The sequence below is a fragment of the Mucilaginibacter sp. A3364 genome, from assembly GCF_059690715.1.
The window spans coordinates 2,351,047-2,374,807 of the sequence record NZ_JCAWED010000001.1; the positions used below are offsets into that span (position 1 = coordinate 2,351,047).

The 23,761-nt window shown below is 43.7% G+C and carries 29 protein-coding genes; 18 read left to right on the forward strand and 11 right to left on the reverse strand.

Annotation, left to right across the window (positions count from 1 at the left end):
• Nucleotides 1-76 precede the first annotated feature (76 nt).
• Nucleotides 77-1,645 carry a M56 family metallopeptidase gene (locus tag AC59JT_RS10530; RefSeq protein ID WP_497398520.1) on the forward strand — a complete coding sequence of 523 codons (1,569 nt, stop codon included), beginning with the start codon at nucleotides 77-79 and terminating at the stop codon, nucleotides 1,643-1,645.
• Between the two features lie 58 nt (nucleotides 1,646-1,703).
• Here the strand turns inward: AC59JT_RS10530 and AC59JT_RS10535 are convergent, their stop codons facing one another.
• Nucleotides 1,704-2,789 (reverse strand): DNA topoisomerase IB, encoded by a 1,086-nt coding sequence (locus AC59JT_RS10535; RefSeq protein WP_497398522.1) that lies wholly within the window; start codon nucleotides 2,787-2,789, stop codon nucleotides 1,704-1,706.
• Nucleotides 2,790-2,897: 108 nt separating this feature from the next.
• Between AC59JT_RS10535 and AC59JT_RS10540 the strand changes: the two genes are divergently transcribed.
• Nucleotides 2,898-3,926 (forward strand): aldo/keto reductase, encoded by a 1,029-nt coding sequence (locus AC59JT_RS10540; RefSeq protein WP_497398524.1) that lies wholly within the window; start codon nucleotides 2,898-2,900, stop codon nucleotides 3,924-3,926.
• 76 nt (nucleotides 3,927-4,002) lie between these two features.
• Here the strand turns inward: AC59JT_RS10540 and AC59JT_RS10545 are convergent, their stop codons facing one another.
• The gene (locus tag AC59JT_RS10545; RefSeq protein WP_497398526.1) at nucleotides 4,003-5,013 is read right to left on the reverse strand and encodes a threonine aldolase family protein; all 1,011 of its coding nucleotides are present in this window, start codon (nucleotides 5,011-5,013) and stop codon (nucleotides 4,003-4,005) included.
• Nucleotides 5,014-5,053: 40 nt separating this feature from the next.
• On the opposite strand from AC59JT_RS10545, the gene AC59JT_RS10550 reads away from it, so the two are divergent.
• On the forward strand, nucleotides 5,054-5,737 hold the full coding sequence (locus AC59JT_RS10550) for a hypothetical protein (RefSeq protein WP_497398528.1): 684 nt from the start codon (nucleotides 5,054-5,056) through the stop codon (nucleotides 5,735-5,737).
• Nucleotides 5,738-5,873: 136 nt separating this feature from the next.
• Here the strand turns inward: AC59JT_RS10550 and AC59JT_RS10555 are convergent, their stop codons facing one another.
• Nucleotides 5,874-7,088 (reverse strand): BaiN/RdsA family NAD(P)/FAD-dependent oxidoreductase, encoded by a 1,215-nt coding sequence (locus tag AC59JT_RS10555; protein ID WP_497398530.1) that lies wholly within the window; start codon nucleotides 7,086-7,088, stop codon nucleotides 5,874-5,876.
• Here AC59JT_RS10555 and AC59JT_RS10560 point away from each other — a divergent pair.
• The 7 genes from AC59JT_RS10560 to AC59JT_RS10590 all read left to right on the forward strand — a co-directional run bounded on the left by AC59JT_RS10560 (nucleotide 7,087) and on the right by AC59JT_RS10590 (nucleotide 11,175).
• Entirely contained in the window at nucleotides 7,087-7,707 is a 621-nt protein-coding gene (locus tag AC59JT_RS10560) for an NADH-quinone oxidoreductase subunit A (protein ID WP_497398532.1), read from the forward strand. The two genes, AC59JT_RS10555 and AC59JT_RS10560, sit on opposite strands and share 2 nt — an antisense overlap.
• Nucleotides 7,700-8,182 (forward strand): NADH-quinone oxidoreductase subunit B, encoded by a 483-nt coding sequence (locus AC59JT_RS10565; RefSeq protein ID WP_497398534.1) that lies wholly within the window; start codon nucleotides 7,700-7,702, stop codon nucleotides 8,180-8,182. The genes AC59JT_RS10560 and AC59JT_RS10565 overlap by 8 nt, the downstream gene beginning before the upstream one ends.
• Before the next feature lies 1 nt (nucleotide 8,183).
• Nucleotides 8,184-8,660 (forward strand): hypothetical protein, encoded by a 477-nt coding sequence (locus tag AC59JT_RS10570; RefSeq protein ID WP_497398536.1) that lies wholly within the window; start codon nucleotides 8,184-8,186, stop codon nucleotides 8,658-8,660.
• An 81-nt stretch (nucleotides 8,661-8,741) separates the two neighbouring features.
• Complete coding sequence (locus AC59JT_RS10575; protein WP_497398538.1) at nucleotides 8,742-9,881, forward strand: 5-(carboxyamino)imidazole ribonucleotide synthase; 1,140 nt, start codon at nucleotides 8,742-8,744, stop codon at nucleotides 9,879-9,881.
• A gap of 87 nt (nucleotides 9,882-9,968) precedes the next feature.
• Nucleotides 9,969-10,466, forward strand: a complete 498-nt coding sequence (gene purE / locus AC59JT_RS10580) for a 5-(carboxyamino)imidazole ribonucleotide mutase (RefSeq protein ID WP_497398540.1) — start codon at nucleotides 9,969-9,971, stop codon at nucleotides 10,464-10,466.
• Nucleotides 10,467-10,527: 61 nt separating this feature from the next.
• Complete coding sequence (locus AC59JT_RS10585; RefSeq protein WP_497398542.1) at nucleotides 10,528-10,692, forward strand: hypothetical protein; 165 nt, start codon at nucleotides 10,528-10,530, stop codon at nucleotides 10,690-10,692.
• Nucleotides 10,693-10,695: 3 nt separating this feature from the next.
• Nucleotides 10,696-11,175, forward strand: a complete 480-nt coding sequence (locus AC59JT_RS10590; RefSeq protein WP_497398544.1) for a hypothetical protein — start codon at nucleotides 10,696-10,698, stop codon at nucleotides 11,173-11,175.
• Here AC59JT_RS10590 and AC59JT_RS10595 read toward each other — a convergent pair.
• Nucleotides 11,172-11,591: a hypothetical protein gene (locus AC59JT_RS10595; protein WP_497398546.1), complete on the reverse strand. Its 420-nt coding sequence runs from the start codon at nucleotides 11,589-11,591 to the stop codon at nucleotides 11,172-11,174. The genes AC59JT_RS10590 and AC59JT_RS10595 overlap by 4 nt on opposite strands.
• Nucleotides 11,592-11,642: 51 nt before the next feature.
• Nucleotides 11,643-12,206: a YqgE/AlgH family protein gene (locus AC59JT_RS10600; protein WP_497398548.1), complete on the reverse strand. Its 564-nt coding sequence runs from the start codon at nucleotides 12,204-12,206 to the stop codon at nucleotides 11,643-11,645.
• A gap of 118 nt (nucleotides 12,207-12,324) precedes the next feature.
• Between AC59JT_RS10600 and pdxH the strand changes: the two genes are divergently transcribed.
• From pdxH to AC59JT_RS10615, 3 genes are all read left to right on the forward strand, one after another.
• Nucleotides 12,325-12,972 (forward strand): pyridoxamine 5'-phosphate oxidase, encoded by a 648-nt coding sequence (gene pdxH / locus AC59JT_RS10605; protein ID WP_497398550.1) that lies wholly within the window; start codon nucleotides 12,325-12,327, stop codon nucleotides 12,970-12,972.
• Nucleotides 12,969-13,469, forward strand: a complete 501-nt coding sequence (locus AC59JT_RS10610) for an NADH-quinone oxidoreductase subunit C (protein ID WP_497398552.1) — start codon at nucleotides 12,969-12,971, stop codon at nucleotides 13,467-13,469. Before pdxH ends, AC59JT_RS10610 begins: the two co-directional genes overlap by 4 nt.
• Nucleotides 13,470-13,642: 173 nt before the next feature.
• Nucleotides 13,643-14,770 (forward strand): NADH-quinone oxidoreductase subunit D, encoded by a 1,128-nt coding sequence (locus tag AC59JT_RS10615; protein ID WP_497399354.1) that lies wholly within the window; start codon nucleotides 13,643-13,645, stop codon nucleotides 14,768-14,770.
• Nucleotides 14,771-15,190: 420 nt separating this feature from the next.
• Here the strand turns inward: AC59JT_RS10615 and AC59JT_RS10620 are convergent, their stop codons facing one another.
• On the reverse strand, nucleotides 15,191-16,288 hold the full coding sequence (locus tag AC59JT_RS10620; protein ID WP_497398554.1) for a S1 family peptidase: 1,098 nt from the start codon (nucleotides 16,286-16,288) through the stop codon (nucleotides 15,191-15,193).
• A 17-nt stretch (nucleotides 16,289-16,305) separates the two neighbouring features.
• Complete coding sequence (locus AC59JT_RS10625; protein ID WP_497398556.1) at nucleotides 16,306-16,878, reverse strand: RNA polymerase sigma factor; 573 nt, start codon at nucleotides 16,876-16,878, stop codon at nucleotides 16,306-16,308.
• Between the two features lie 191 nt (nucleotides 16,879-17,069).
• On the opposite strand from AC59JT_RS10625, the gene AC59JT_RS10630 reads away from it, so the two are divergent.
• Together AC59JT_RS10630 and AC59JT_RS10635 are read left to right on the forward strand one after the other, a co-directional pair.
• Nucleotides 17,070-17,255: a hypothetical protein gene (locus tag AC59JT_RS10630; protein ID WP_497398558.1), complete on the forward strand. Its 186-nt coding sequence runs from the start codon at nucleotides 17,070-17,072 to the stop codon at nucleotides 17,253-17,255.
• Nucleotides 17,256-17,387: 132 nt separating this feature from the next.
• Nucleotides 17,388-17,573 carry a hypothetical protein gene (locus AC59JT_RS10635; protein ID WP_497398560.1) on the forward strand — a complete coding sequence of 62 codons (186 nt, stop codon included), beginning with the start codon at nucleotides 17,388-17,390 and terminating at the stop codon, nucleotides 17,571-17,573.
• A 68-nt stretch (nucleotides 17,574-17,641) separates the two neighbouring features.
• Here AC59JT_RS10635 and AC59JT_RS10640 read toward each other — a convergent pair whose 3' ends face one another.
• Nucleotides 17,642-18,100, reverse strand: coding sequence for a PA2169 family four-helix-bundle protein (locus AC59JT_RS10640; protein ID WP_497398562.1), 459 nt, complete (start codon nucleotides 18,098-18,100; stop codon nucleotides 17,642-17,644).
• Between the two features lie 97 nt (nucleotides 18,101-18,197).
• Nucleotides 18,198-18,359 (reverse strand): hypothetical protein, encoded by a 162-nt coding sequence (locus AC59JT_RS10645; protein WP_497398563.1) that lies wholly within the window; start codon nucleotides 18,357-18,359, stop codon nucleotides 18,198-18,200.
• Between the two features lie 139 nt (nucleotides 18,360-18,498).
• On the opposite strand from AC59JT_RS10645, the gene AC59JT_RS10650 reads away from it, so the two are divergent.
• Together AC59JT_RS10650 and mqnC are read left to right on the forward strand one after the other, a co-directional pair.
• Entirely contained in the window at nucleotides 18,499-20,004 is a 1,506-nt protein-coding gene (locus AC59JT_RS10650) for an ATP-binding cassette domain-containing protein (RefSeq protein WP_497398565.1), read from the forward strand.
• Nucleotides 20,005-20,172: 168 nt separating this feature from the next.
• The gene (gene mqnC, locus AC59JT_RS10655) at nucleotides 20,173-21,297 is read left to right on the forward strand and encodes a cyclic dehypoxanthinyl futalosine synthase (protein WP_497398567.1); all 1,125 of its coding nucleotides are present in this window, start codon (nucleotides 20,173-20,175) and stop codon (nucleotides 21,295-21,297) included.
• Between the two features lie 60 nt (nucleotides 21,298-21,357).
• On the opposite strand, the gene AC59JT_RS10660 is transcribed toward mqnC, so the two are convergent.
• Nucleotides 21,358-22,224 (reverse strand): ferritin-like domain-containing protein, encoded by an 867-nt coding sequence (locus tag AC59JT_RS10660; RefSeq protein ID WP_497398569.1) that lies wholly within the window; start codon nucleotides 22,222-22,224, stop codon nucleotides 21,358-21,360.
• A gap of 12 nt (nucleotides 22,225-22,236) precedes the next feature.
• Nucleotides 22,237-22,935, reverse strand: a complete 699-nt coding sequence (locus AC59JT_RS10665) for a ferritin-like domain-containing protein (protein WP_497398571.1) — start codon at nucleotides 22,933-22,935, stop codon at nucleotides 22,237-22,239.
• Between the two features lie 225 nt (nucleotides 22,936-23,160).
• Here AC59JT_RS10665 and scpB point away from each other — a divergent pair, with 225 nt between their 5' ends.
• Nucleotides 23,161-23,721 (forward strand): SMC-Scp complex subunit ScpB, encoded by a 561-nt coding sequence (gene scpB, locus AC59JT_RS10670; protein ID WP_497398573.1) that lies wholly within the window; start codon nucleotides 23,161-23,163, stop codon nucleotides 23,719-23,721.
• The last annotated feature ends 40 nt before the right edge of the window (nucleotides 23,722-23,761 follow it).

Consider the following 23,761-nt stretch of genomic DNA (forward strand, 5'->3'; position numbering starts at 1 on the left):
AAATGTGGCGCTTATTGCGTTTTGCGCAGGATATTTTTTAGTGCTTAGACGCCTTACGTTTTATACGCTTAACAGGATGTACTTAATTGTTGCCATCCTGTTCTCATCGGTATACCCCTTAATTGATATTAATGCTTTTGCCCTGCGCCACGAGCAGATAGCCCCGGTACAGAACGTAATTGTAAGCTGGAAAGCCCCTGCCGAAAACCTGGTTAAACCATTGATTGACTACTGGTATTGGGCCGAAGCTATTTTTTGGCTCGGCGCGGTGGTGTTTGCTGTAAGATTGATCATACAGCTGGCATCGTTGTTTAAATTGTATAAAGCGTCGACTCCGGGTGTTATACAGGATCATGAGGTGCGTATTGTTAATGCGGATATAAGTCCGTTCTCCTTCTGGCAAAGCATCTTTATCAACCCGGAAAACCTTAAACCGGGCGACCTTAAAAGTGTATTACAGCATGAACAGGTACACGTTAAAGAATGGCACACACTGGATGTGTTGTTAACCGAAATAAGCGTAATATTTTACTGGTTTAATCCGGGTGTTTGGCTGATGAAAAAAGCCGTGCGCGAGAACATCGAGTTTATTACCGACCGCCGCATACTTCAACAAGGCGCCAACAGTAAAGAATACCAATATAGCCTGCTTAACGTAAGCGTAGCCGCCACTACTTCAACCGGCATTATTAATCACTTCAATTTTTCGACATTAAAAAAACGCATAAAAATGATGAACGCTAAAAGATCTTCGAACGCCAACTTAACGCGATATGCGTTTTTGGTACCAACCGTGGTGCTACTGCTTTTTGTAGTAAGCCTGTCAAAAGCTGAGTTGGTTAAACAAACTAAAGTTGCTTATAAATCGATACAGGCATCGGTGCAAAAGCTGGATATGAGTGCCCCGGCCAAAACCGAAGTAGTTGTTGCTAAGCCAAAAAAAATCGCAAAAGCGTCAAAAATAGATACCACAAAAAAAGAAGTTAAAGTATCGCGCATTATCATCGATGGCAAAAAACTGGATGACAACTTTGTTTATAAACTTGATACAGATGGCAAAGATACCGGCAAACGTGTGATAACCCTGGTTGCCCGAGCCGTTAAAAATGGCAAAGATTCTGTAGAAACCTACGTTATCAACGGTAAAAACGTAACTAAAGAAGAATTTAAGAAACTGGTGCCCGACTTTAATTCGAACGTGAGGATTTTAGTAGACGAACCCAACCACAATAATTTATCTAAAGTGCGTATAAATGGTAAAAGTTTTAACTTTTCAACTCATAGCGATAACATACGCATTGATACCGGTAACAGACGTATAACCGTTGTTCGTGGCAACAATAGTAATAGCAATAGCAGCTCTAACTCTGATATTTTAATTACAACAGACCTGGCAGCCAAAAATGCTGTAAGGCTTAATGATACTTATTTTACCTATAATACCAGCGATGAAAACATTGATAACTTTACCGATAAGTTGATCATCATAGATGGTAAAGAAGCCGACGAGAAAGCCATGAAAAAACTTCCGATATCTGACATTAACAACGTGAGCATAAAACGCGGCAATGCAATGGTTGAGAAGTATGGCGATAAAGCAAAAAAAGGCGTGTTGTTTATCACCACAAAAAAAGCTAAAAAATAAAAAGATCAGTTAATTTACTTAGCATAAGGCCACGCCGCTTGGGTGTGGCTTTTTTGTTTTAACTGGCTTCGGCAAGCTTTTCATGTTCGAGTATTTGCAGCAGGGCTTTTTCGGCAACGTTTAGCTCGGATGCTTTGATGTCTTTATCCTCGTCGAGCGCTTTTATGTAGTTGAACAATGTGCCTTCCTCGTAGCTTTTTATTACTGTTGGATGCACATAGTACTTTTTACAAACGGTGCGGGTATTGCCCAGGTTAATGGCTACCTCATCCAACACGCTTACTATCTTTTTACGGCATTCGGTTATGTTTTCATATTCGCCGGCTTCTTTAAAGGCATAAAGCGCGCTTATGCTGCCTGCCCAGGTACGGAAATCCTTGGCGGTAAAATCTTGCCCGGTGATTTCTTTCAGGTAAGTATTTACATCGCCCGAACCTATCGAGCAACGCTTACCTTCCTCATCATAAAACTGGAATAGTTCTTTCCCCGGGATATCGCGGCATTGCTTTACCAGGCTTGCCAGTTTACGACTTTGGAGGGCCACTTTATGAAACACCCCTTTCTTACCCTTAAACTCAAATTTAAGGCTCGCTCCTTCTATTTTAACATGCCTATCCTGCAAAGTAGTAAGACCAAATGAACCATATAATTTTTTATACGACTCATTCCCTACCCTGATGCTGGTTAACTCCATCAGGCGCACTACTAGTGCCACTACTTTTTCATAGCCGAGGTTTCGTCGGGCAAGGTCTTTATCAACCTGCTCACGTATGGCTGGTAAATAAGAAGCAAAAGTTTGCAGGCGATAATATTTTGATTGATTGCGGATCTTATTCCAATCGGCATGATAGCGGTATTGCTTGCGGCCCGCGGCATCGGTACCCGTAAATTGCAGGTGGCCGTTTTCATAGGGCGATATCCAAACGTTGGTATAAGCCGGCGGAATAACCAGTTTGGTAAAGCGGGTTATTAGTTCTTTATCTTTCACCAACTTACCATCGGCATCATAAAAACTCCAGCCCTTGCCGGCCTTTTTGCGGGTGTAGCCGGGTGTTGAGTCGGACACGTAGCGCAGGCCCACGGCTTTGGCGGTTACTTTCGGGTCGCGCCCAATTTTCTCTAGTTTTTTTACCAGTCTGTTCATCAAACATTACAACACTAAGTTTTGCCATAAGTTTGACCATAGGCTGACCAATTTATTTAAACACAATTCCCAATTTAGAGGTTAGTCTCACAACACAAACCAACAACTATGAAATACAATCTTTTAGGAAACACCGGGCTTTTCGTGTCCGAAATTTGCTTTGGCACCATGACCTTCGGCGGCAGCGAAGAAGGCATTTGGGGCAATATTGGTCGCCTGCAACAGGATGATGTGAACGACATGATCAAAACCGTTGTTGATGCGGGAATTAATTTTATTGATACTGCCAACGTGTATTCATACGGCAAATCAGAAGAATTGCTGGGCCGCTCCATTACCGACCTTGGTCTTAACCGCAACAGCCTTGTAATTGCCACTAAGGTGCGCGGCCGCATGAGCAAGGATGTGAACGATGTAGGCCTGAGCCGTTTTAATATATTCCAATCGGTTGACGCAAGCCTGAAGCGTTTGCAACTAAATCATATCGACTTATTATATGTACACGGTGTGGATCTGCTAACTCCTATTGAAGAAACCGTACGTGCACTAAACGATATTATCCTAAGCGGCAAAGTACGCTACATAGCCATTTGCAACTGGCCGGCCTGGATGGTAATGAAAGCCCAGGGCATTGCCGAAAAACAGGGCTGGAACAAATTTGTAGGTCTGCAATACTATTACTCCATAGCCGGCCGGGATATTGAGCGCGAAATTGTACCCGTGGCGGCTGATCAAAACCTGGCCATAATGCCCTGGAGCCCATTAGCAGGTGGTTTCCTGTCGGGAAAATATACGCGTATTAACGAAACGAGTGGCGACTCGCGCCGGGATAAATTTGATTTCCCACCGGTGAACAAAGAAAAGGCTTACGATATTATTGACGTAATGGGTGATATTGCCAAACAGCACAATGCTTCGGTAGCACAAGTTGCACTGGCATGGGTACGCCTGCAAAAAGGTATCATCAGCACTATTATTGGCGCAAAAACCATTGATCAATTGAAGGACAACCTAAAATCGACTACGATAGAACTTTCAACCGAGGACCTTAAACGCCTTGATGAAATAAGTGCTTTACCTAAAGAATATCCGGGATGGATGGTTGAGCGGCAAATGGGTGACAGGATTATCAAATAACCGTAGAGACGCAATATTTGGGGTCTCTCGCTTTTTATGAGGATGTATAGGAGACGCAAAATATTGCGTCTCTACATTACATTGATTCAATAACCTTCACTACGTACTCAACTTGTTCGGGATGCACGTCCAGGTGCAGTACAAAACGGATGCGGTGGGTATCAGTACTCATACATTTAATGCCTTTAGCTTCCAGTTTTTCAACTATAGCAGCGGCAGGTTGCAGGGTATCGAAAAGGATAATGTTGGTTTCTGCAGGTAATACATCGCTTACCCAGTTGGCTTTGCTTAAGGCTTCGGCCAGTATTTGCGCGTGGGCGTGATCTGTTTTTAAACGCTCCACATGATGATCCAAGGCATAGCTTGCTGCTGCAGCCAAAAAGCCAGCCTGACGCATGCCACCACCTAATACTTTGCGTATACGGCGGGCATATTTAATAGCAGCCTTATCCGCCAGTAAAACAGAGCCTACCGGGGCACCTAAACCTTTGGATAGGCAAACTGAAATACCGTCGAAATACTGACCATAATCTGCCGCCTTATCGCCTGTGTGTGCAAGGGCGTTAAATATGCGGGCACCATCAAGATGCAGTTTCAGGCCTTCATTTTTGCAAAGGCCGGCTATAGGCTTTATCTGATCAAGCGTATAGCAGGCACCACCGCCTTTATTTACCGTGTTTTCTAAAACAACCAGGCTGGTATGCGGATAATGAATGTTATCTGCGTTAATTTCCGGCGCTATCATTTCGGGCGTTAATATGCCACGGTAGCCGTTCAGCAAGCGGGTTGATACTGCCGAGTTGAAGGCAATGCCTCCACCCTCGTAACGGTAAACGTGCGCGGTTTGGTCGGCAATGAGTTCATCCAGGGGTTGGGTAAAACATTTTATGGCTATTTGGTTGGTCATGGTGCCCGATGGGCAAAACAGCCCGGCTTCCATACCAAACATTGCGGCAGCTTTTTCTTCTAATGCTGTAACCGATTCGTCTTCGCCAAATACATCATCGCCTACTTTGGCGCTCCACATGGCCTCCAGCATACCCGGCGTTGGGCGGGTAACGGTATCACTTCTTAAATCAACTATCATATATTAAATGTGCCTAAAATTACGTTATTTGTATTTAATTATGAGGCCAATCATCCTAATTTTAAGCTGTACGCTGCTGTCAGTATCCGCATCGGCACAAAAGTGGTTCCCGGGACATTTTTATGATGCAAAAGGTGTAAAAAACGTTGGCTTTATAGCACCTGCCCCATCGGGCAAGGGCCCTATAAAAGATGAGGCCTTTATCGAATTTAAAGAAACCGAAAAAGACAAGAAACCCATTAAACTAAGCGCCAGCGATATTCGCTCGTTTGTTATTGGCATAGACAGTTTTATTGTTGCCTACCCTCCGTCAGACGGCTGGGCAGCAACTAACCTGGGCTTTTTACGCATTGCGTTTGACGGGCCTTTAAAATTATACTCTTCGCGCGGTGGTTTTGGCGGCAAAAAGAAAGTGGCCGTATCGCCGGGTATGTCGGCAGGTATCGGTTCTGGCGGATACGGAAGTGGCGCTGGCGGTAGCCTGGCGGTTTCTATAGGCGATGGCGGGGCCAAAGACAGGCTTAACTATTTATGGGGCGAAAACGCGGCCAAATTACAGCTGCTTACCAACGAAAACTTTATTGATGTAATGAGCGAAGTTATGGGCGATGAACCCGCTGTTGTTGAAAAAATACGCGAAAAGAAATTCGGGCTGGGCAACGTTGAATCGTTGATAGATTACTTTTATAAAGTAAGGGCCTCAAGGCGCAGGCCTACCTTATAAAAAAAATACCTGCATACGAGTTACATGTGCAGGTAATAGTGTTTTGCCTAATAGGGGTAACAGTAACAAAACTGTTACAAATATACAACCTGAAGCGATATTTCCAAATAATTGGCAATAAGTTTTTGGTAATTAGTTAAATAGCCTGTGCTATTACAAAACCGCCCGCCCAGGCCCATTGAAAATTGTAGCCACCCAACCATCCGGTAACATCTACACATTCGCCGCCAAAATACAGGCCAGGCACTTTTTTAGCTTCCAAAGTGCGCGATGAAAGCTCGTCGGTTGATACGCCACCACGCATTACTTCGGCTTTATCATACCCTTTATCGCCGGCAGGCTTAACTTTAAACTGGTGGATAAGCTTATCAATATTTTCCAGATCAGCTTTGCTTAACGAGGCCAGGTTCTTCTCCAAAGGCAAATAACCGTTCAACGCCTCGGCAAACTTGCGGGTATACAATCCCGACAGGAAATTAAGCAACGTTCTTTTACCGCCGGCCATACGCTCAGTTTGTATCAACTCACCAATATTTTGGTTAGGTAACAGGTCTATATAGATAAATTCACCCGGTTTCCAATAAGATGATATTTGCAAAATGGCGGGCCCGCTTAATCCCCAATGGGTAAACAAAATATTCTCTTCAAAGCTGGCCCTATCATTCCACACGCGGCAAAAAATACTGTTCCCCGATAGCTGCCCATACCATTGCTGATCTTTGCCCGTAATAGTTAGCGGTACCAGCGCAGGTGCGGTATCCACTATTCTCAAACCAAACTTTCGCGCAACGCGCAAGCCAAAATCGGTAGCGCCCATTTTTTGTATAGGTAGGCCACCGGCGGCTATAACCACTTTGGGGGTGTGCAAAATCACCTCTCGCCCATTACTTTCATAAGTAACAGTAAAGCCACTCTCAATTTGCTCGATGGCCTTTACATCGGCACCACAGCATATCTCCTGCTCCAGGTCATGACACAGATTTGTAAAAACCTCAACTACATCCTTAGCCTTATTACTCTCCGGGAAAAGTTGCCCCAGGGTTTTCTCCTTGCCTTCAATACCATAGGTTTCAAAAAAACGAATGGTATCATCCACCGTCCACTGCGCGAAGGCCGATTTTACAAAGTGCTCATTTTGACCTATAAATTGCTGATGCGAGGCGTATAGGTTGGTGTAATTACACCTTCCGCCGCCGCTTATTAATATCTTGGCGCCCACTTTATCGTTCTTCTCCAGTATTAACGTACGCTTACCTAAAAAGCCGGCTTGCACCGCGCACATCAGTCCGCAGGCACCGCCGCCAATAATTATAGCATCAAAATGGGTTTGTTTTATTAAATTTGCTGGCATGGCTGACATTTCGCAAATATCAGAATTTGGCAAGATATTGATCTTTATTATTACAGGTTCGATACTGGTATGTGTCATTTTTTTTCTGAACCGTGTTATCGCTCCCAATAATCCGAACCCTGAAAAGCTAACATCATACGAATGCGGCGAGGAACCAACCGGCAATGCCTGGCTTCCATTCAACTCGCGTTTTTACGTTATCGCGCTTATATTTTTGTTGTTTGATGTGGAGATGGTTTTCATTTTCCCATGGTCGACAGTATTTGGCAGCAAGGAAATTATGACAGCGGCCCCCGCCTGGGGATGGTTCTCGCTGGTAGAAATGTTTATATTTTTAAGCATATTAATACTGGGCCTGGCCTACGTTTGGCGCAAAGGCGACCTGGATTGGATACGACCAAAACCAGCCATTCCTACTACAAATGTTACCATCCCATCGTCATTGTACGATCAGTTAAATAACGAACAAAGTGTTTACACCGTAAGGAAATTTGGTGTTGCAGAAGAGCCTGTAGCAGTAGTTGCTACACCCATTACCGAAGCTGCACCGGCCAGCGACACAGCACCCATACGCAAACCTATGTTTAAACCTGCCTTTAAAAAACCTGCCGATGAGTAATGATATAAGCAACGAAGGTGGCGGCGTAATCGTCACCAAATTAAACGACCTGTTAAACTGGTCGCGTTTGTCGTCATTATGGCCCATGGGTTTTGGTATTGCCTGCTGCGCGATAGAAATGATGGGCGCTTATGCTTCTACTTATGACTTGGATCGTATTGGCGTCTTCCCGCGCCCTTCAGCCCGCCAGGCGGATGTGATCATTATAGCAGGTACCGTTACTTTTAAAATGGCCGAGCGCATAAAACGCCTGTACGAGCAAATGCCCGAGCCTAGGTACGTTATCTCGATGGGTTCGTGCTCCAACTGCGGCGGCCCTTACTGGCAGCATGGTTACCATGTGGTAAAAGGTGTTGACAGGGTTATACCTGTTGATGTTTACGTTCAAGGCTGCCCCCCACGCCCCGAAGCGCTGATAGGCGCTATTATAGAACTGCAAAAGAAAATTGAAGGCGAGCAACTGATCAAAGTTTAGCATGGCGACGAATATTACCTATCAACAAAAGGCACTTAAAAATATAATCTGGATAGCCCTCGTAACCGGTACACTGGACGCCATTGCAGCGCTGTTGATCAATTATAAAGTTAAAGCCGAGGTCATTTTTAGGTTTATAGCCTTTGGCGCCTTTGGCAAAGCTGCGTCTACTGGAGGTGTCGAGATGGTTATTGCCGGGGTGGTATTTCACTTTCTTATCGCCTATGCTTTTACGGCGGCGTTTTACCTGCTGTATCCATTTTTTAAATCCACATTCAAAAACAAGTATGTCATCGGCCTGCTGTATGGTTTGATCACCTGGCTTATTATGAATCTGGGTGTAATACCGGCCAGCAAGATAGGTTTCCATCCTATGAAAATTGAGAACATTATTACCGGCATGGCCGCTTTAATTATTTGTGTGGGTTTGCCGGTGGCGATTATAGCGGATGCGCATTTGAGGAAATATTCGAAATAAATAAGCCAGGCCGCACTAATCTTCGCTAAATGGCATTTCGCTATGCTTTTTGAAAGATTTAGGCTAAACTTGCAGTACGAAATGAAAGCATTTTACGGAGACCTTAAACTCGGAATTTTGGGCGGCGGCCAACTAGGCCGTATGCTGATACAACAGGCTATAAACTACAACGTTACGGTTAAAATACTTGACCCGGATCGCGAGGCCCCTTGCCGCAAATTATGTGATGAATTTGTGGTAGGATCATTAGCCGATTACGATACGGTTTACAAATTCGGTAAGAAAGTTGACCTGCTAACTATCGAAATAGAAAAGGTAAACGTTGACGCGCTGGAACAGTTAGAAAAAGAAGGCGTGCTGGTTTATCCGCAACCGCGTGTTATCCGCTTGATACAGGATAAAGGCTTGCAAAAGCAATTCTTTAAGGAAAACAACATCCCAACCGCCGAGTTCCAGATCATATCATCGCCCGCCGAACTGGAGCAAACGAGCATTCCATTCCCTTACATACAGAAATTAAGGCGCGACGGTTATGATGGTCGCGGAGTTTATAAAGTAGTTGATAAAACCTATCTGCCCAATGCCTTTACCGAACCAAGTTTGGTAGAGCGCCTGATAGATTTTGAAAAAGAGATAGGCGTGATCGTAGCCCGCAACGAAAGCGGCGAGGTAAGCACCTTCCCGCTGGTAGAAATGGAATTTAACCCGGAAGTTAACCTGGTTGAGTTCCTGATATCACCATCAACCCTGCCATTTGAAGTACACGAAGAAGCATCGCGCATAGCAAAAAAAATAGCCGAGGATCTGAAAATTGTAGGCCTGCTTGCGGTAGAAATGTTTTTAACCAAAGATGGTAAGATATTAGTTAACGAGCTTGCCCCACGCCCACACAACAGCGGCCACCAAAGTATTGAGGGTAACGTAGTATCGCAGTTTGAACAACATTTGCGCGCTATATTTAACCAACCCATGGGCGATACCGCCTGCCTGAACAATGCGATTATGGTGAATGTGCTTGGCGAACCGGGGCACGAAGGCCCGGCAGTATATCAAGGCATAGAGAAAATATTAAAATGCCCTGGCGTATATGTACATTTATATGGTAAGGCGCTAACTAAACCTTTCCGTAAAATGGGGCATGTTACTATTGTAGATGCGGATAGGGAAAAAGCGATTGAGAAAGCAAGGTTTGTGCAGAAGACGTTGAAAGTTATTAGTTAGATTAGTCAATAGTCCATAGACGATCGTCCATGGATCATTTATACATTACACTATGGACTATTGTCCATGGTCTATCGATAATAAACAATGAGCCAACCTAAAATAGGAATCATCATGGGCAGCAAATCGGATCTTCCGGTTATGCAGGATGCCGCCGACGTATTGAAAGAACTGGGTGTTGACTACGAAATAACCGTTGTATCGGCACATCGTACACCCGATCGCATGTTTACTTATGCTCGCGAAGCTGCTGGCCGGGGTATTAAGGTGATCATCGCCGGTGCCGGTGGTGCAGCGCACTTGCCGGGCATGGTGGCTTCGTTAACCCACTTGCCGGTTATTGGTGTGCCTGTTAAATCAAGCAATTCTATTGATGGCTGGGATTCTATCCTGTCTATCCTGCAAATGCCTAATGGTATCCCGGTAGCTACCGTAGCTTTAAATGCGGCCAAAAACGCCGGTATTTTAGCCGCGCAGATCATATCGACCGCCGATGAAAAAGTTGTTCAAAACCTTATTGCTTTTAAAGATGATTTGAAGAAAAAGGTGGAGGAATCGGCTGCTTCGATGGAGAGTGGTAAATAAGCCCAGCGATTGTTATTCAGCTTCTTTTACGTAAATTTGAGATAGATCAAATATCATCAATATGGATACCTTGAAAAAACAGTTTGACGAGGCTGAATTGAAACTGCTCAAAGAGGCGTTAAAGCGCACTTACAAGGAGCGCTTTGAATTTACTACTCGCCTGTACAAGGTGCAGCAAACAATGAACAAGGCCACATTTACCCATAAACCCTTTATACGGAAATAATTTGTGGATGTTTTTGACGAAGAAATACTAAACTTCTGGAGAACACTCCAAACTTATAATGTTCAGTATATTATGGTTGGCGGATATGCCACCAACCTACACGGGTATCAGCGTTTTACAGGCGATATGGATATTTGGCTAAATGACACATTGCCAAACCGGCAAAATTTACGCAAAGCATTTATTGACTGTGAAATGGGCGACTACCCCATGATCGAATACATGCAGTTTGTACCCGGCTACACCGAATTTTCATTAAACAACGGCCTTACTTTGGACATATTGACAGAAATGAAAGGCCTTGAGAATTACAGTTTCGACGAATGCCTGCAGTTAGCATCAATAGCTGATATAGAAAATATAAGCATTCCCTTTCTTCATATCAACCAGTTAATAATAAATAAAAAAACTGTTAACAGGCCTAAAGATCAAATAGACGTTACAGCGCTTGAACAAATTTTAAAGCTGCGTCAAAATCCTTAATCGAACGTAATCACCTGCGGGCCCGATATCCTATCCACATGGCAATTACAACCGCCTGATATTTTAAAGGTAGCTATTTTGGTTTGCCCGGTTGTGGCATAAGTGGCCGATACAATTACCTCATCACCTTCTGTAGATAACTTACTGCGCTTGCTGTCATCTGTGATGTAATAGTAACCTGTTTGGCCAGGCACCTGCTGTTGGGTAGATAATATACTTTCCTTAGTACGCTGATTGATAGCCGTGAAATTTTGAACCGTTACGGCAGCGCCGTTTTTATCTTTAAACTGCACACCTATCATGGCAAAGTTAAGTGTGCAAACCTGGTTGGCGGGGCAACCAACACCGTCTTGCTGCTTTTTGTCGCAACCTAAGCAAGAAATAATAAGGGCTAATAGCGTTAATTTTTTAAGCATGATAATTGGTTTTATAATTCCGTTTACAACAAACCAATCTTCGCTGCCCAATTAATTCAATTGTGGGTTCTCCGGAAAATTGGCAATGTGGGCAAAGCGGCTGCCTAAGCTTATCACCACTTCCTTCCACATGTTTTGTTCTGAAACGGAGAAGATGGTTGAGGCGCTACACTTCTCGGCAATTATCCATGAGTTTTCTTTGATCTCATCATCCAGTTGGCTTGGTGTCCAGCCGGAATAGCCCATAAAAAACTTGATCTCGCTTTCGTTGAGTTGATAGGCTGATACCAGCTCTTTAACCTGCTCAAAATCGCCTCCCCAATAAATACCATTACAAATCTCAATACCACCTTCAACTTTATCAGGAGCGCAATGTATAAAATGCAGCGTGTTAGCGGCAACCGGACCGCCAACAAATACCGGGATCTCGGAATAGGAAACATCGGGCAAAACATCGCCCAGCAAATATTCACTTTGATGATTTAGGATAAACCCCATAGCACCGGCATCCGCATACTCGGTAAGCAGAATAACCGAACGCTTAAAGTTCGGGTCCATCATAAACGGCTCGGAAATTAATAAACGTCCTGCCGCTGCTTCAATAGAATTTAACATACAATTAGCTTTCTGTATAGACTGGTTTAACAAGCCAAAGTAAAATATGTTCAACCTGCTAAATTTCAAATACAATATTAAGTATTTACGGTATAATTAATTTGTAAGTTTGCAGTACATGAATAAAGAAGATTTACAAAACCTGCGACAGGATTACAGCACTGCTACGTTACTAGAAAACAACACCAAAGCCGACCCTATTAAACAATTTGAAGCCTGGTTTGACGAAGCTGTAGCGGCCGAAATACATGAGCCCAATGCCATGACCTTAGCCACGGCTACGCACGACGGCAGGCCTTCTGCCCGTATCGTTTTGTTAAAAGGTGTAACCAGGGATGGTTTTGCTTTTTACACCAATTACCTTAGCCGTAAGGGTAAGGAAATAACCAAGAACCCACTAGGCGCCATCACCTTCTTCTGGGGCGAATTAGAGCGCCAGGTGCGTATAGAAGGCACGATAGAGAAGTTGAGCAAAGAGCAGTCGGAAGAATACTTCCATTCGCGCCCCCGCCTTAGCCAAATTGGTGCTTTGGCATCTGCACAAAGCCAGGAAATTGCCGACCGCAGCATATTGGAAGATAAAATGGCTAAACTGGAAGCCGAGTATGGCGACAAAGAAATACCCAAACCATCATACTGGGGTGGCTATATTTTAAAGCCACGCTATGTTGAATTTTGGCAGGGCCGTCGCAGTCGCCTGCACGACCGTATAGTTTACAAGAAGATAGATAACAAAAGCTGGAAAAAAGTACGCCTTGCCCCATGAGTTTTGAGGATATTAAACTTTTATTGGTTGATAAATTTGGCGCCGAAGTAATTGTTGGCGCAGAAACCGGCGGTTTACAGCCTGCCCTGCTTATAGCGCCTGATAGTATTGTTGACGTTTGCCTTGAGCTACGCAATAACCCGAAAACCTACTTCGACTTCCTATCATGCCTTACCGGTATTGATTACGGTGTAGAGGCTAACCGCTTCGGTGTGGTTTACCATTTAACCTCTATCCCTTACAAATTACAGCTAACGCTTAAAATAAGCGCTGAGCATAACCGCGATAGCATTAATCTTCCAACTTTTAAAAGCATAACATCCGTTTACAAAACTGCCGACTGGCACGAACGCGAAGCTTATGACCTGGTAGGGATATTTTTTGAAGAGCATCCGGATTTGAGACGTATACTGCTTCCTGACGATTGGGAAGGCTATCCCCTCCGCAAGGACTATAAAACAGCAGAATACTATAAAGGAATTAAAATTGATTTTTGATAAAACCATGTCATTGCGAGCGTAGCGTGGCAATCGCACGGAGAAAAGTATACGATATGCATAGTTCGCGATTGCTTCGTCGTTCCTCCTCGCAATGACAAAATAACATATCTAAAGTGACCGAAGCATTAAAGGCATATCAAGATAAAATCGCAGCCGCCAGCGTTGAGGACATGGTACTCAACATGGGGCCGCAGCATCCGTCAACCCACGGGGTTTTGAGGTTGGAGCTGATTACCGATGGCGAGATCGTTAAAGAGGTTATCCCCCATATGGGTTACCTGCACCGCTGTTTTGAGAAACATGCTGAACACCTTACCTATCAGCAAACTATTCCGTTTACCGATAGGTTGGACTACCTGGCTTCCATGAACAACAGCCACGCCTGGGTTATGGGTGTGGAACGTATGCTGGGTATTGATCAGGATATCCCAAAACGTGTGGAGTACATCCGCGTATTGGTTTGCGAAATGAACCGTATCGCCTCGCACCTGATAGCCATTGGCACTTATGGTATTGACATTGGCGCCTTTACCCCTTTCCTGTGGTGTTTCCGCGACCGCGAACATATTATGGGGATGCTGGAATGGGCTTCAGGCTCGCGCATGTTGTATAACTACATATGGGTAGGCGGCTTGTTTTACGATTTACCGGTTGGTTTTGAAGAACGCTGCCGCGAGTTTGTTGATTACTTTAAACCTAAGATGGTAGAGCTTAACCAGCTGCTTACCGACAACCAGATATTTATTAGCCGTACTGCCAACGTGGGCGTGTTACCGCGCGATGTGGCCATTAATTACGGCTGCTCGGGCCCTATGCTGCGTGGCTCGGGACTGAAATGGGATCTGCGCCGTATTGATAACTACTCGGTTTACCCGGAGTTGGATTTTGATATACCGGTTGGCCAGGGCCTGATGGGCACCGTAGGCGATTGTTGGGACCGCTACAAGGTGCGTGTGGACGAGATAGAGCAATCTGTAAAAATAATTGAACAATGCCTTGACAGGCTTCAAAATGAGCTTAAACGCACGCCTGAGTTTGACCCACGCGCCAGACTTCCGCGCAAGCTAACACCCAAAGTGCAGGATTACTACGTACGCTGCGAGGGCGCTAAAGGCGAACTGGGCTTTTACTTCATGCACACCGATGCACGAGCCGAAGTACCCTTCCGCGCTAAAGTACGCGCGCCTAGCTTTAATAACCTATCGGTACTGCCCGAGATTGCTAAGGGAGTTATGATAGCTGATCTGATCGCTATTGTGGGTAGTATTGACTTTGTATTGGGGGAAGTGGACAGATAGAAATTCGTCAATTTGCAACTGTTTAAACCCAACAGGGTGCGCCACTTTAAAAGTGGCGCAAATGGCGCAGCAAAATTTCATAAAATACTCACAATCAAAAAATTACGCGAAAAAGCGGCGCAAAGCGGCGCACCCTCTTAATTTTATAATCTCGTGTTTATCAATTATTTAATTTTTAACATCTGATGCCCTTTTTAAAAGTGGCGCACCCCGATGTAATATGTAGCTAAGCAATATTTTGCGTCTCCTTACGAATCAGTCATTCCTGTCCTCACGAGCGAGCTACGAGCGTGGTGATCCCCTTTAGAAAGTTCGCGCGGCTACTTAGCGCAAGGGGATTACTACGTAATGACGAACTGGTGGGACAAAAAAAGGCGCCCCGATACCGGGGCGCCTTTTATATTTCAGAAAAATTTATCTTCAGTTATAAACCTTAACCATAAACACGTAGTTTTTGGCTTTCTCCATTTTGCGGGCATCGTTCATACCGCTAAGGGTGTTTTTTTTGTTTAGCACCACTTTTTTGGTTAGCGAGTCGGATGGGATGTTTTTAATAGCTTCTAACAGGTATTTTGATTTGATGGCAAAGTGTTCACCTTCAACCTGCGATTGCTTGGCATCGGTTATACCTATCAGGTTGCCTTTGCTGTCCCAAAGCGGGCCGCCGCTGTTACCCGGGTTAATAGGGATAGTGATCTTGTAATGAACGCTATCGCCATTTACACCTGTTTTAGCTGATAAAAAGCCAGGATTGTAGGCCGCGTTACCATCAGGGAAACCGTAGGTTGATATTTGCTCGGCAATATCGCTTTCGCTCTTTTTAAAGGTGTAAGGGATGCTGGCCAGGTTGGTAAACGATGGATCAACGATACGCAGGATAGCGATATCGTGCTGTGGTTCGGTGTAAATTACACGGGCTTTAAACGATTGGCCTTCGGCATTTTGCACGTAAACCGAATCAGAACCTTGTATAACGTGATAATTGGTTGCCAGCAAGCCGTCGGTAGTGATGGCAAAGCTGGTACCGCGACCGCTGTATTGATCTTTAATAACCGGGGCCGATTTTTTTATGCCGCGTATAGATGCTCTTAAGTTTCTGTTTGATTGATCAAGTTGATCAACCTTTTGGCTCAAGGCAACAATTTTAGGATCGGTATTGTTATTCAGGTTACCGGTAATGTATAATACAGATAATACCGCAAATATGGCTACCGATGCAGCGACGGATATTTTTGAATGGTGATTGCGCCATAACTGAACGATCCATGACGGGTGCGCCATCAAATTCTCTTTCAGCGTATCAACATCCAATTCGGCATGTATGGCATTTAAACGGTTCTCCAGTTCAATACGCTCGCTGTACTGTTTTAATAAACCTAAAAATTGCTGATGCTCAATAACCTTAGCATTAACTTCGGCATCCGCTTTACGCAGGGCCTCAAACTTTTTACGCTCGTCGGCTTTCATTTCGCCGTTAAGGTAACGTTCAATTACATCTAAAAGTTGATTCTCGCTCATAGCTCTTAACTCCTTCTTTACTGTTGCTGAAAAAACAACTTCTTCAGCCTTTGCAGGCATTTATATTTTTGTGTTTTGGCATTATCGGCATTGGTATACCCAAAACGCTCACAGATCTCCTGCATAGATCTGTTATTGATATAAAAATCTTCCATAATGGTTTTACAAGGTTCGCCTAAAAGCTGGAGTGCGCTCTCCATTTTTTTAAACTGTATATCCTTATCATTATGTAGCTCTACGTCCTCATCTTCAACCGGCAAAAAATCCTGGAAATCTTTAATATCCCCGCCGTACCGGTTTATATGGCTAAGCCTTTTTAACCAAAGCCGGCGGCATATAGAGTATATGTAAGTTTTAAGCTTACTGCTTAACTCAAAATCGCCGGCCTTAACTTTATTATAAAGAACGATGATAGCTTCCTGGTAAATATCTTTTGCATCATCCTCATCGCCGCTATTGTTTAGTATCAGTTGTAAAACCATCGGAAAGTAGGCAGTGTAAAGGCGCCGTAATGCACTTTCTGAATTGTTTAGTATACCAAGAATAACTTCGCTATCTGTAGGTGTTGCGTCTTTAAGTTCCTTATTCACTATCCTTTATTCAATACTTAATACTATTAATACCAAATTGTAACCCATCAATGGCAACAAAAATTCTAAATTAAATAAATATGACAAAACGGGCCCGAAATATTTTTTTAAAAGATTTTTAAAAAGGTGGGTTACCTTTTTACTTTTGCAGTATTAACACCTGAATATTCACACTAAAAATTTAAAAAAACATGAAAAATTTCAAAATTGCTGCTCTTGCTCTAGTTATCGCTGCTTCTTTCGCTGCTTGTAAAGGTAAAACTGAAGAAGCTGCTACTGACACTACTGCAACTGACACTACTGTAGTTGATACTACTGTTAAAGTTGACACTACTGTTGTTGATACTACTAAAGTTGACACTACTAAAAAAATGTAATTAGCATTTTTTTAAGCTAGTTATTAGCTTATTAGCAAAAGGTAACCTGTTATTTTATAAATATTGGGTTACCTTTTGTTGTTTATGGTATTAATTAGCAAAACTATATAGTCACTTTTAAAAAATTAAAACATGAAAAATTTCAAAATTGCTGCTCTTGCTCTAGTTATCGCTGCTTCTTTCGCTGCTTGTAAAGGTAAAACTGAAGAAGCTGCTACTGACACTACTGCAACTGACACTACAGTAGTTGATACTACTAAAGTTGACACCGCTGTTGTTGATACTACTGCAGCTGCTGACACTACTAAAAAAATGTAATTGATTACGTTTTTAAACAAAAAAGCCTCCCGAAATTCGGGAGGCTTTTTTGTTAGGTAGTGTTTTGTTTACCTTTCTACCGCTGCATCACGCAGGGCTTTAATTTCATCGTGCGATGCCTGTATAACCACTTGCTGATCATTCAGTATATCCCTGATGTAAGCCGGCAGATGTTCTTCGGCCAAAGCGCTTTTGTAGGCTTTAAGGATGGCGTCTTCGCCAAACTCGCAATCTTCCAAAACTGTTTTAGGGCTGCCACCGGCAAATTTAGCTTTTACATCCAACCAGGTACGGTGTATGGCACCGCTTATGCTGCTGCCCGTTTCGGCATCCTGGCCCAATACCTGTACTTCTTTTGAAAGATCCGAACGCAGTTTTTGGCTCTCGGTTATTTTTTCGGCAAATATACTTTTCAGTTCGGCATCATCTTCAACGTCTTTCAACGCGTTTTCAAATCCTTTAATACGGTCGTTATTGATCTCTATCAGATCGTTTAAAATTGACACTGTTTCTTTGTTGCTTTCCATGGTTTTTGTTATTTTTTATCTTCACTATAACCTATAAAAAGCTTGCCAACTTTAATTAAAATTCAAATTAATTTCAAAAAAGTAAAATCGACAGCATTTAGCTCCTAAACTTAGAGATAATCCAAATGATGAGGGCTATTACTATAAATACCGCAATGATGCCGGTGTAAGCGCCCGCTTTAAATATATCGCCAATAACAGAACAGCTGCTCAATGTCATTACAGCTAAAAGGAATACAAATAGGTTTAATTTTTTCATGTTGTTTTGTTTAGATAGATTAATTAAGCCCTTAACAGCGCGCAGTAAAAAATTGTTTGTGTTGTATAGCAATACCTACACCCAATAAAGTTTTTATTTTTTATAGGGCGATATATTGCAGATGGTTACTTTTACCGCCATGGCAGTTACCCTATTCTACATTCAACAGGCAACAGTACGTTCATTAAACAAAACCATTTTCAGCAATCTGAATTTTGAAGTTGAAAAAGGCCAGCATTGGGCCATTGTTGGCGAGAGCGGAAGCGGCAAAAGCGCTTTGCTACATACCATAGCCGGTAACTTAAATGCCAGCGGCGGCGAAGTACGTTATCATTTTTTTGAGGAATACCTTAAACAACAGCCGCAACATACCGATCACCTCACCCATCACAAACTTATAGCGATGGTTGAGCCTAAGCATCATTTCCGTAACCTGTCAAACACCACAGAATTTTACTATCAGCAACGCTATAACTCATCCGACTCTGAAGACGCGCTTACGGTGGAGCAATACCTGCATACTATTAAGCCATTGCCTCAGCTTAACATTTTCTGGGCTTTTGACAAGATCATCGCTACGCTTAAGTTAAACGAGCTTAGCCATAAGCAGCTCATCAAACTATCCAACGGCGAAAGCAAGCGTTTGCGAATTGCAGCGGCACTGATCAAAAATCCGGTTTTATTGTTGCTGGATAGCCCGCTAACAGGGCTTGATGTACAATCCCGCCAGGAGTTTAACGTCATTATTAACGAAGTGATTACATCCGGGATAACCATTGTGATGGCTACTTCGCCCTATGAAATACCGGATGCGATAACGCACATAGCCGTTTTAAAAGATGGAAAAATAACAGCAACTATGTTGCGCGCTGATTTTAAACCCGAAATGGTGACCGGCATTGACAATGACACCATTGATAAAGAAGAATTAAAAGCTTTACTGAATAGCAATACCGCTAAAGATAACTTTCAGCACATCATCAGCATGAATAAGGTTACTATACGTTATGGCAGCAATACGGTGCTCAACAATATAAACTGGCAGGTTGCCCCTGGCGATAAGTGGGCGCTGCTTGGTCACAACGGCGCGGGCAAATCAACCTTGTTAAGTTTAATTAATGGCGATAATCCGCAGGCGTATGCTAATGACATTGTATTGTTCGATCGCAAACGTGGCAGCGGCGAAAGCATTTGGGATATTAAAAGCAAAATAGGATTTGTATCCCCCGAGTTGCACCAGTATTTTCCTACCGATAACAGTTGTTTACAGGTGATAGAATCGGGATACTATGATACGCTGGGTCTTTTTCGCCAAAGTAGTAAGGAGAAATCCGCCATTGCCCTGCGCTGGATGAAGGCCCTGGAGATTGACCAGTACGCCCGCGTATTGCTAAAAAACATCCCTGCCAGCGCCCAGCGCTTATGTTTATTGGCCCGCGCCCTCATCAAAAACCCACCACTGCTTATTTTCGACGAACCCTGCCAGGGCATGGACACGCATCAACAGCAGCATTTTAAAAAACTGGTGGATACCATTTGTAGTTTGAGCAAGGTTACGCTAATATACGTTACCCATTACCAGCATGAAATACCGGATAGTGTGGATAAGGTTTTGAAGTTGGAGAAGGGGGAAGTGGTTGGCTAGTTTTTGTCATCCTGAGCATAGCGAAGGATCTTCTGAGCGCGACAGGTTTTCTTGAAGAAGATTCTTCGCTATGCTCAGAATGGCAAAAAAAAATAATATTGTTGTAAAGTTACCTATGAATATTTTTCACCTCTCTGCTTTAACCTACCAACTCCGTATATTTGCCCTATGAATACTGCCGATCTGTTACAGCGTGCTTCGCGGTTTGAATTTTTGAGTATTGAGGAAGGGGTTTACCTGTACCATAACGCGCCCACGGCCGAATTGATGTATGTAGCCAACGAACTGCGCAAAAAGCAGGTGCCGCATGGCAAAGTAACCTGGCAGATTGACCGCAACGTTAATACTACCAACGTTTGCATAGCCAATTGCAAGTTCTGCAACTTCTTCCGCAGGCCGGGGCATGAGGATAGTTACATTACGGATATTGATACCTATAAACAAAAGATAGAAGAAACCTTCCGCCTGGGCGGCGACCAGCTTTTATTGCAAGGCGGCCATCACCCTGATCTGGGTTTGAAATTTTATACCGACTTATTCAGCGAGCTGAAGAAATTATATCCGACACTGAAACTGCACTCTTTAGGTCCGCCGGAAATTGCGCACGTGGCTAAGTTGGAGGGCATGAGCCATTATGATGTGTTAAAGGCCATGAAAGAATCGGGCCTCGACTCATTACCCGGTGCCGGTGCCGAAATTTTGAACGACCGTGTGCGTCGCCTGATATCAAAAGGCAAATGCGGTGGTAAAGAATGGCTGGATGTAATGCGCGCTGCCCACCAGCTAAACCTGCCCACATCAGCTACGATGATGTTCGGACACGTAGAAACGCTGGAAGAACGCTTTGAGCACCTGGTATGGATCCGCGAGGTACAGTCAGAAAAACCGGAAGGTCATCATGGTTTTATCGCCTTTATCCCCTGGCCTTTCCAGGATGACGGTACCTTGCTGCGCAAAGTGCGCGGCATAACCAATAATGTAACCGGCGACGAATACATCCGCATGATAGCGCTGAGCCGCATTATGCTGCCAAACGTTAAAAACATACAAGCTTCATGGCTTACTGTAGGTAAACAGGTTGCACAGATATGCCTTAACGCTGGCGCTAACGATTTTGGTTCGATCATGATCGAAGAGAACGTGGTATCTGCCGCAGGCGCACCGCACCGCTTTACGGCCAAAGGTATACAGGATTCCATCATCGCCGCCGGCTTTGAGCCACAGTTGCGTAACCAAAAATACGAATGGCGCGATACGCCTGCCCAACTGGAAGAACAGGTTATTACCTACTAACATAAAAAAACGCCTCACCGAAAACCGGGAGGCGTTTTTGTTATCAGGACAATTTTAAACTTATTTAACACCAAATATGGTTACCAGTGGTACCACTTGTGCCGGGGTTAATGGTTCGTCAAAGCTTTCGGTAGCTGCGTTAGAGCCAATACCGCCTAAACCGGTAATAGTTACACCGCCTTGAGTTACATTATCTTCGCCTGCATAGTTAGCATTTATTGCTGCTATGTTGGTATCGTTAGCGCCGGTTATCCATGGTTTGGTTGATGCACCACGAGCTCTGCGTACCTGGCGGATAGCCGAAGCATGACGCGCCTCTACCGAGTGAATATTTAAAGCTGCTGTTAAAACCACCTGGCTTTGTGGCAAATTCATTAAACTTGGGGCCGCGCCTTTATAAGCACGTACACCGGTATCTTCTAAAGCCTGGGCCACAGCGAAAAAGGTATCGGTATTGGTAAATACTCCTGCAAACGGGCCTGTGCCGGTAACGCCTAAAGTTGCGCTATAACCGCCCGAAAAATCATAAGCACCATTGGTACCCTGGCTTGTTTGGGCTACCGCCGATGCACCCAATACTCCTTTCAGGAAAGTTACGTGTGCATTTTCATGCGCCTGGATGCTGGTTACGTAAGCTCTTTCGGATGTTGAAAGCGTAAGACCTGCTGCGGCCGCACCTTGATTATAAAAAGCTGCTTCCAGGTACTCTAATTTTAGAGCGTAGTTTAACGTATCAACCACAGCAGTAGGTAATGACTGCCCGTAAGCTTTTTTAAATAAGGTAGTGAACGCAAAAGGTAAGGCCGCTACCGCTACTTTACTGCCGAAGCTGGTAATGTTTCTTATAGCCGCACGGCGAGGGCTGATCCTTTCAGCAAAGTCCGGATCTGCTTTATCAATTTCTTCTATTATGTTTAGTAAATTCATGACTGTGCTGTTTTAAAATGATACGTAACCATAGTTTGATGCATTCACTTTTGTTTTCAAAAAAGTGTTTGCAATTGCCAATGCTTCGGGGATGGTTTTTTGTTTATCCATTCCGCTGCCATCCAAAATTGTATTGTCGGCAAAGCTTCCCGGGCTAACCAGGTTGCGTATATAAGCCGCGTGGCGCGCCTCTACCGAAACAATTTTACCGGCAATGGTCAGGTAATCTGCGCTTTTAATTAAATAACCAGCACCGTTATAAGCTTGTACGCCGGTATCTTCAAAAGCCTGCGCTACGCCTAAAACTTTGGCACGGTTGGTAAAGTCGATAGAACTAAAATCAACTTCCAGATCCTGGATGGCATTAGTACCTAAGGCCTTTTTGAAAAACTCGCGGTGACCAACTTCATGGTCGCGGATATCAGTCATTAGGGCTATTTCAGCTGTGCTTGCGCCGCTGTACATGCTGGCAACCACTTTTACGTAAAAAGCGGCTTCTAACTGCTCCAACGCGTAAGCGTAGTTTAAAATGGCGAAGTCGCCGGTTGCGCCGATATCAATGCCTGTCATTGGCATATTGTTATTGTTTTTACGGCAAGAGCTGGCTGCGGCCATAACGCCCAAACCCGCAACGCCCACCCCGGCATAACGTAAAAACGACCGGCGGGCCATGTTTACATCACCTGTTTCAATTTGTGGTTCTGTTTTCATAAGTAAACAATTAAAAATTAAGTTTATTAGTAGTAGTTTCTTGTACGTACGCAATTCATCAGCCACAGTTTTCAATTGTCATGTAAAAGTCAACCCTTACAGGAATGTTAATTTAACTTTAAGTATAAAACATTCCTAAAATGGTTAATTTTTGATAGTCATATTTAAAAACCGGTTTACATTTTACAGTTGCATCGCCCTCAAAAAAGACTAATTTTACTAAATATGGTACAGCCCGAACTTTATATAGAAGCCCTGGTATTCGCTTCCGAACAAAGCATTCGTATTGAAGAGATATTGTATTGCCTGCAAGCCGCCTTTGAGCGCGATTTTACAATTGAGGAAGTAAACGAAAGCATTGCCCAGATAAAAACAAAATACGCTGCCGATAATATTGCTATTGAACTGGTGCAGATTAACAACGGGTACCAGTTTTTAACTAAAAAAGCTTATCATCCGGTTATTAGCCTGCTACAGTTACAACGCTCGAAAAAGAAACTGAGCCAGGCCGCTTTAGAAACCCTTGCCGTTATAGCCTACAAACAACCGGTAACCAAAACCGATGTTGAACAAATACGCGGAGTTAACTGCGATTACTCGGTACAAAAGCTGTTGGAAAAAGAATTAATTGCCATTGTGGGCAAGAGCGAAAGCATTGGCAAGCCTATTTTATATGGCACCAGTCCGCTATTTATGGATTATTTTGGGATAAACAGCCTGCAAGAATTACCTCATATAAAAGAACTTACAAGTGCCGAAAACGCCATTGGCGAGGAGCAGGAATAATTTTTAAATGTTTTTTCATTAAAAATGATTTTTAGTTATT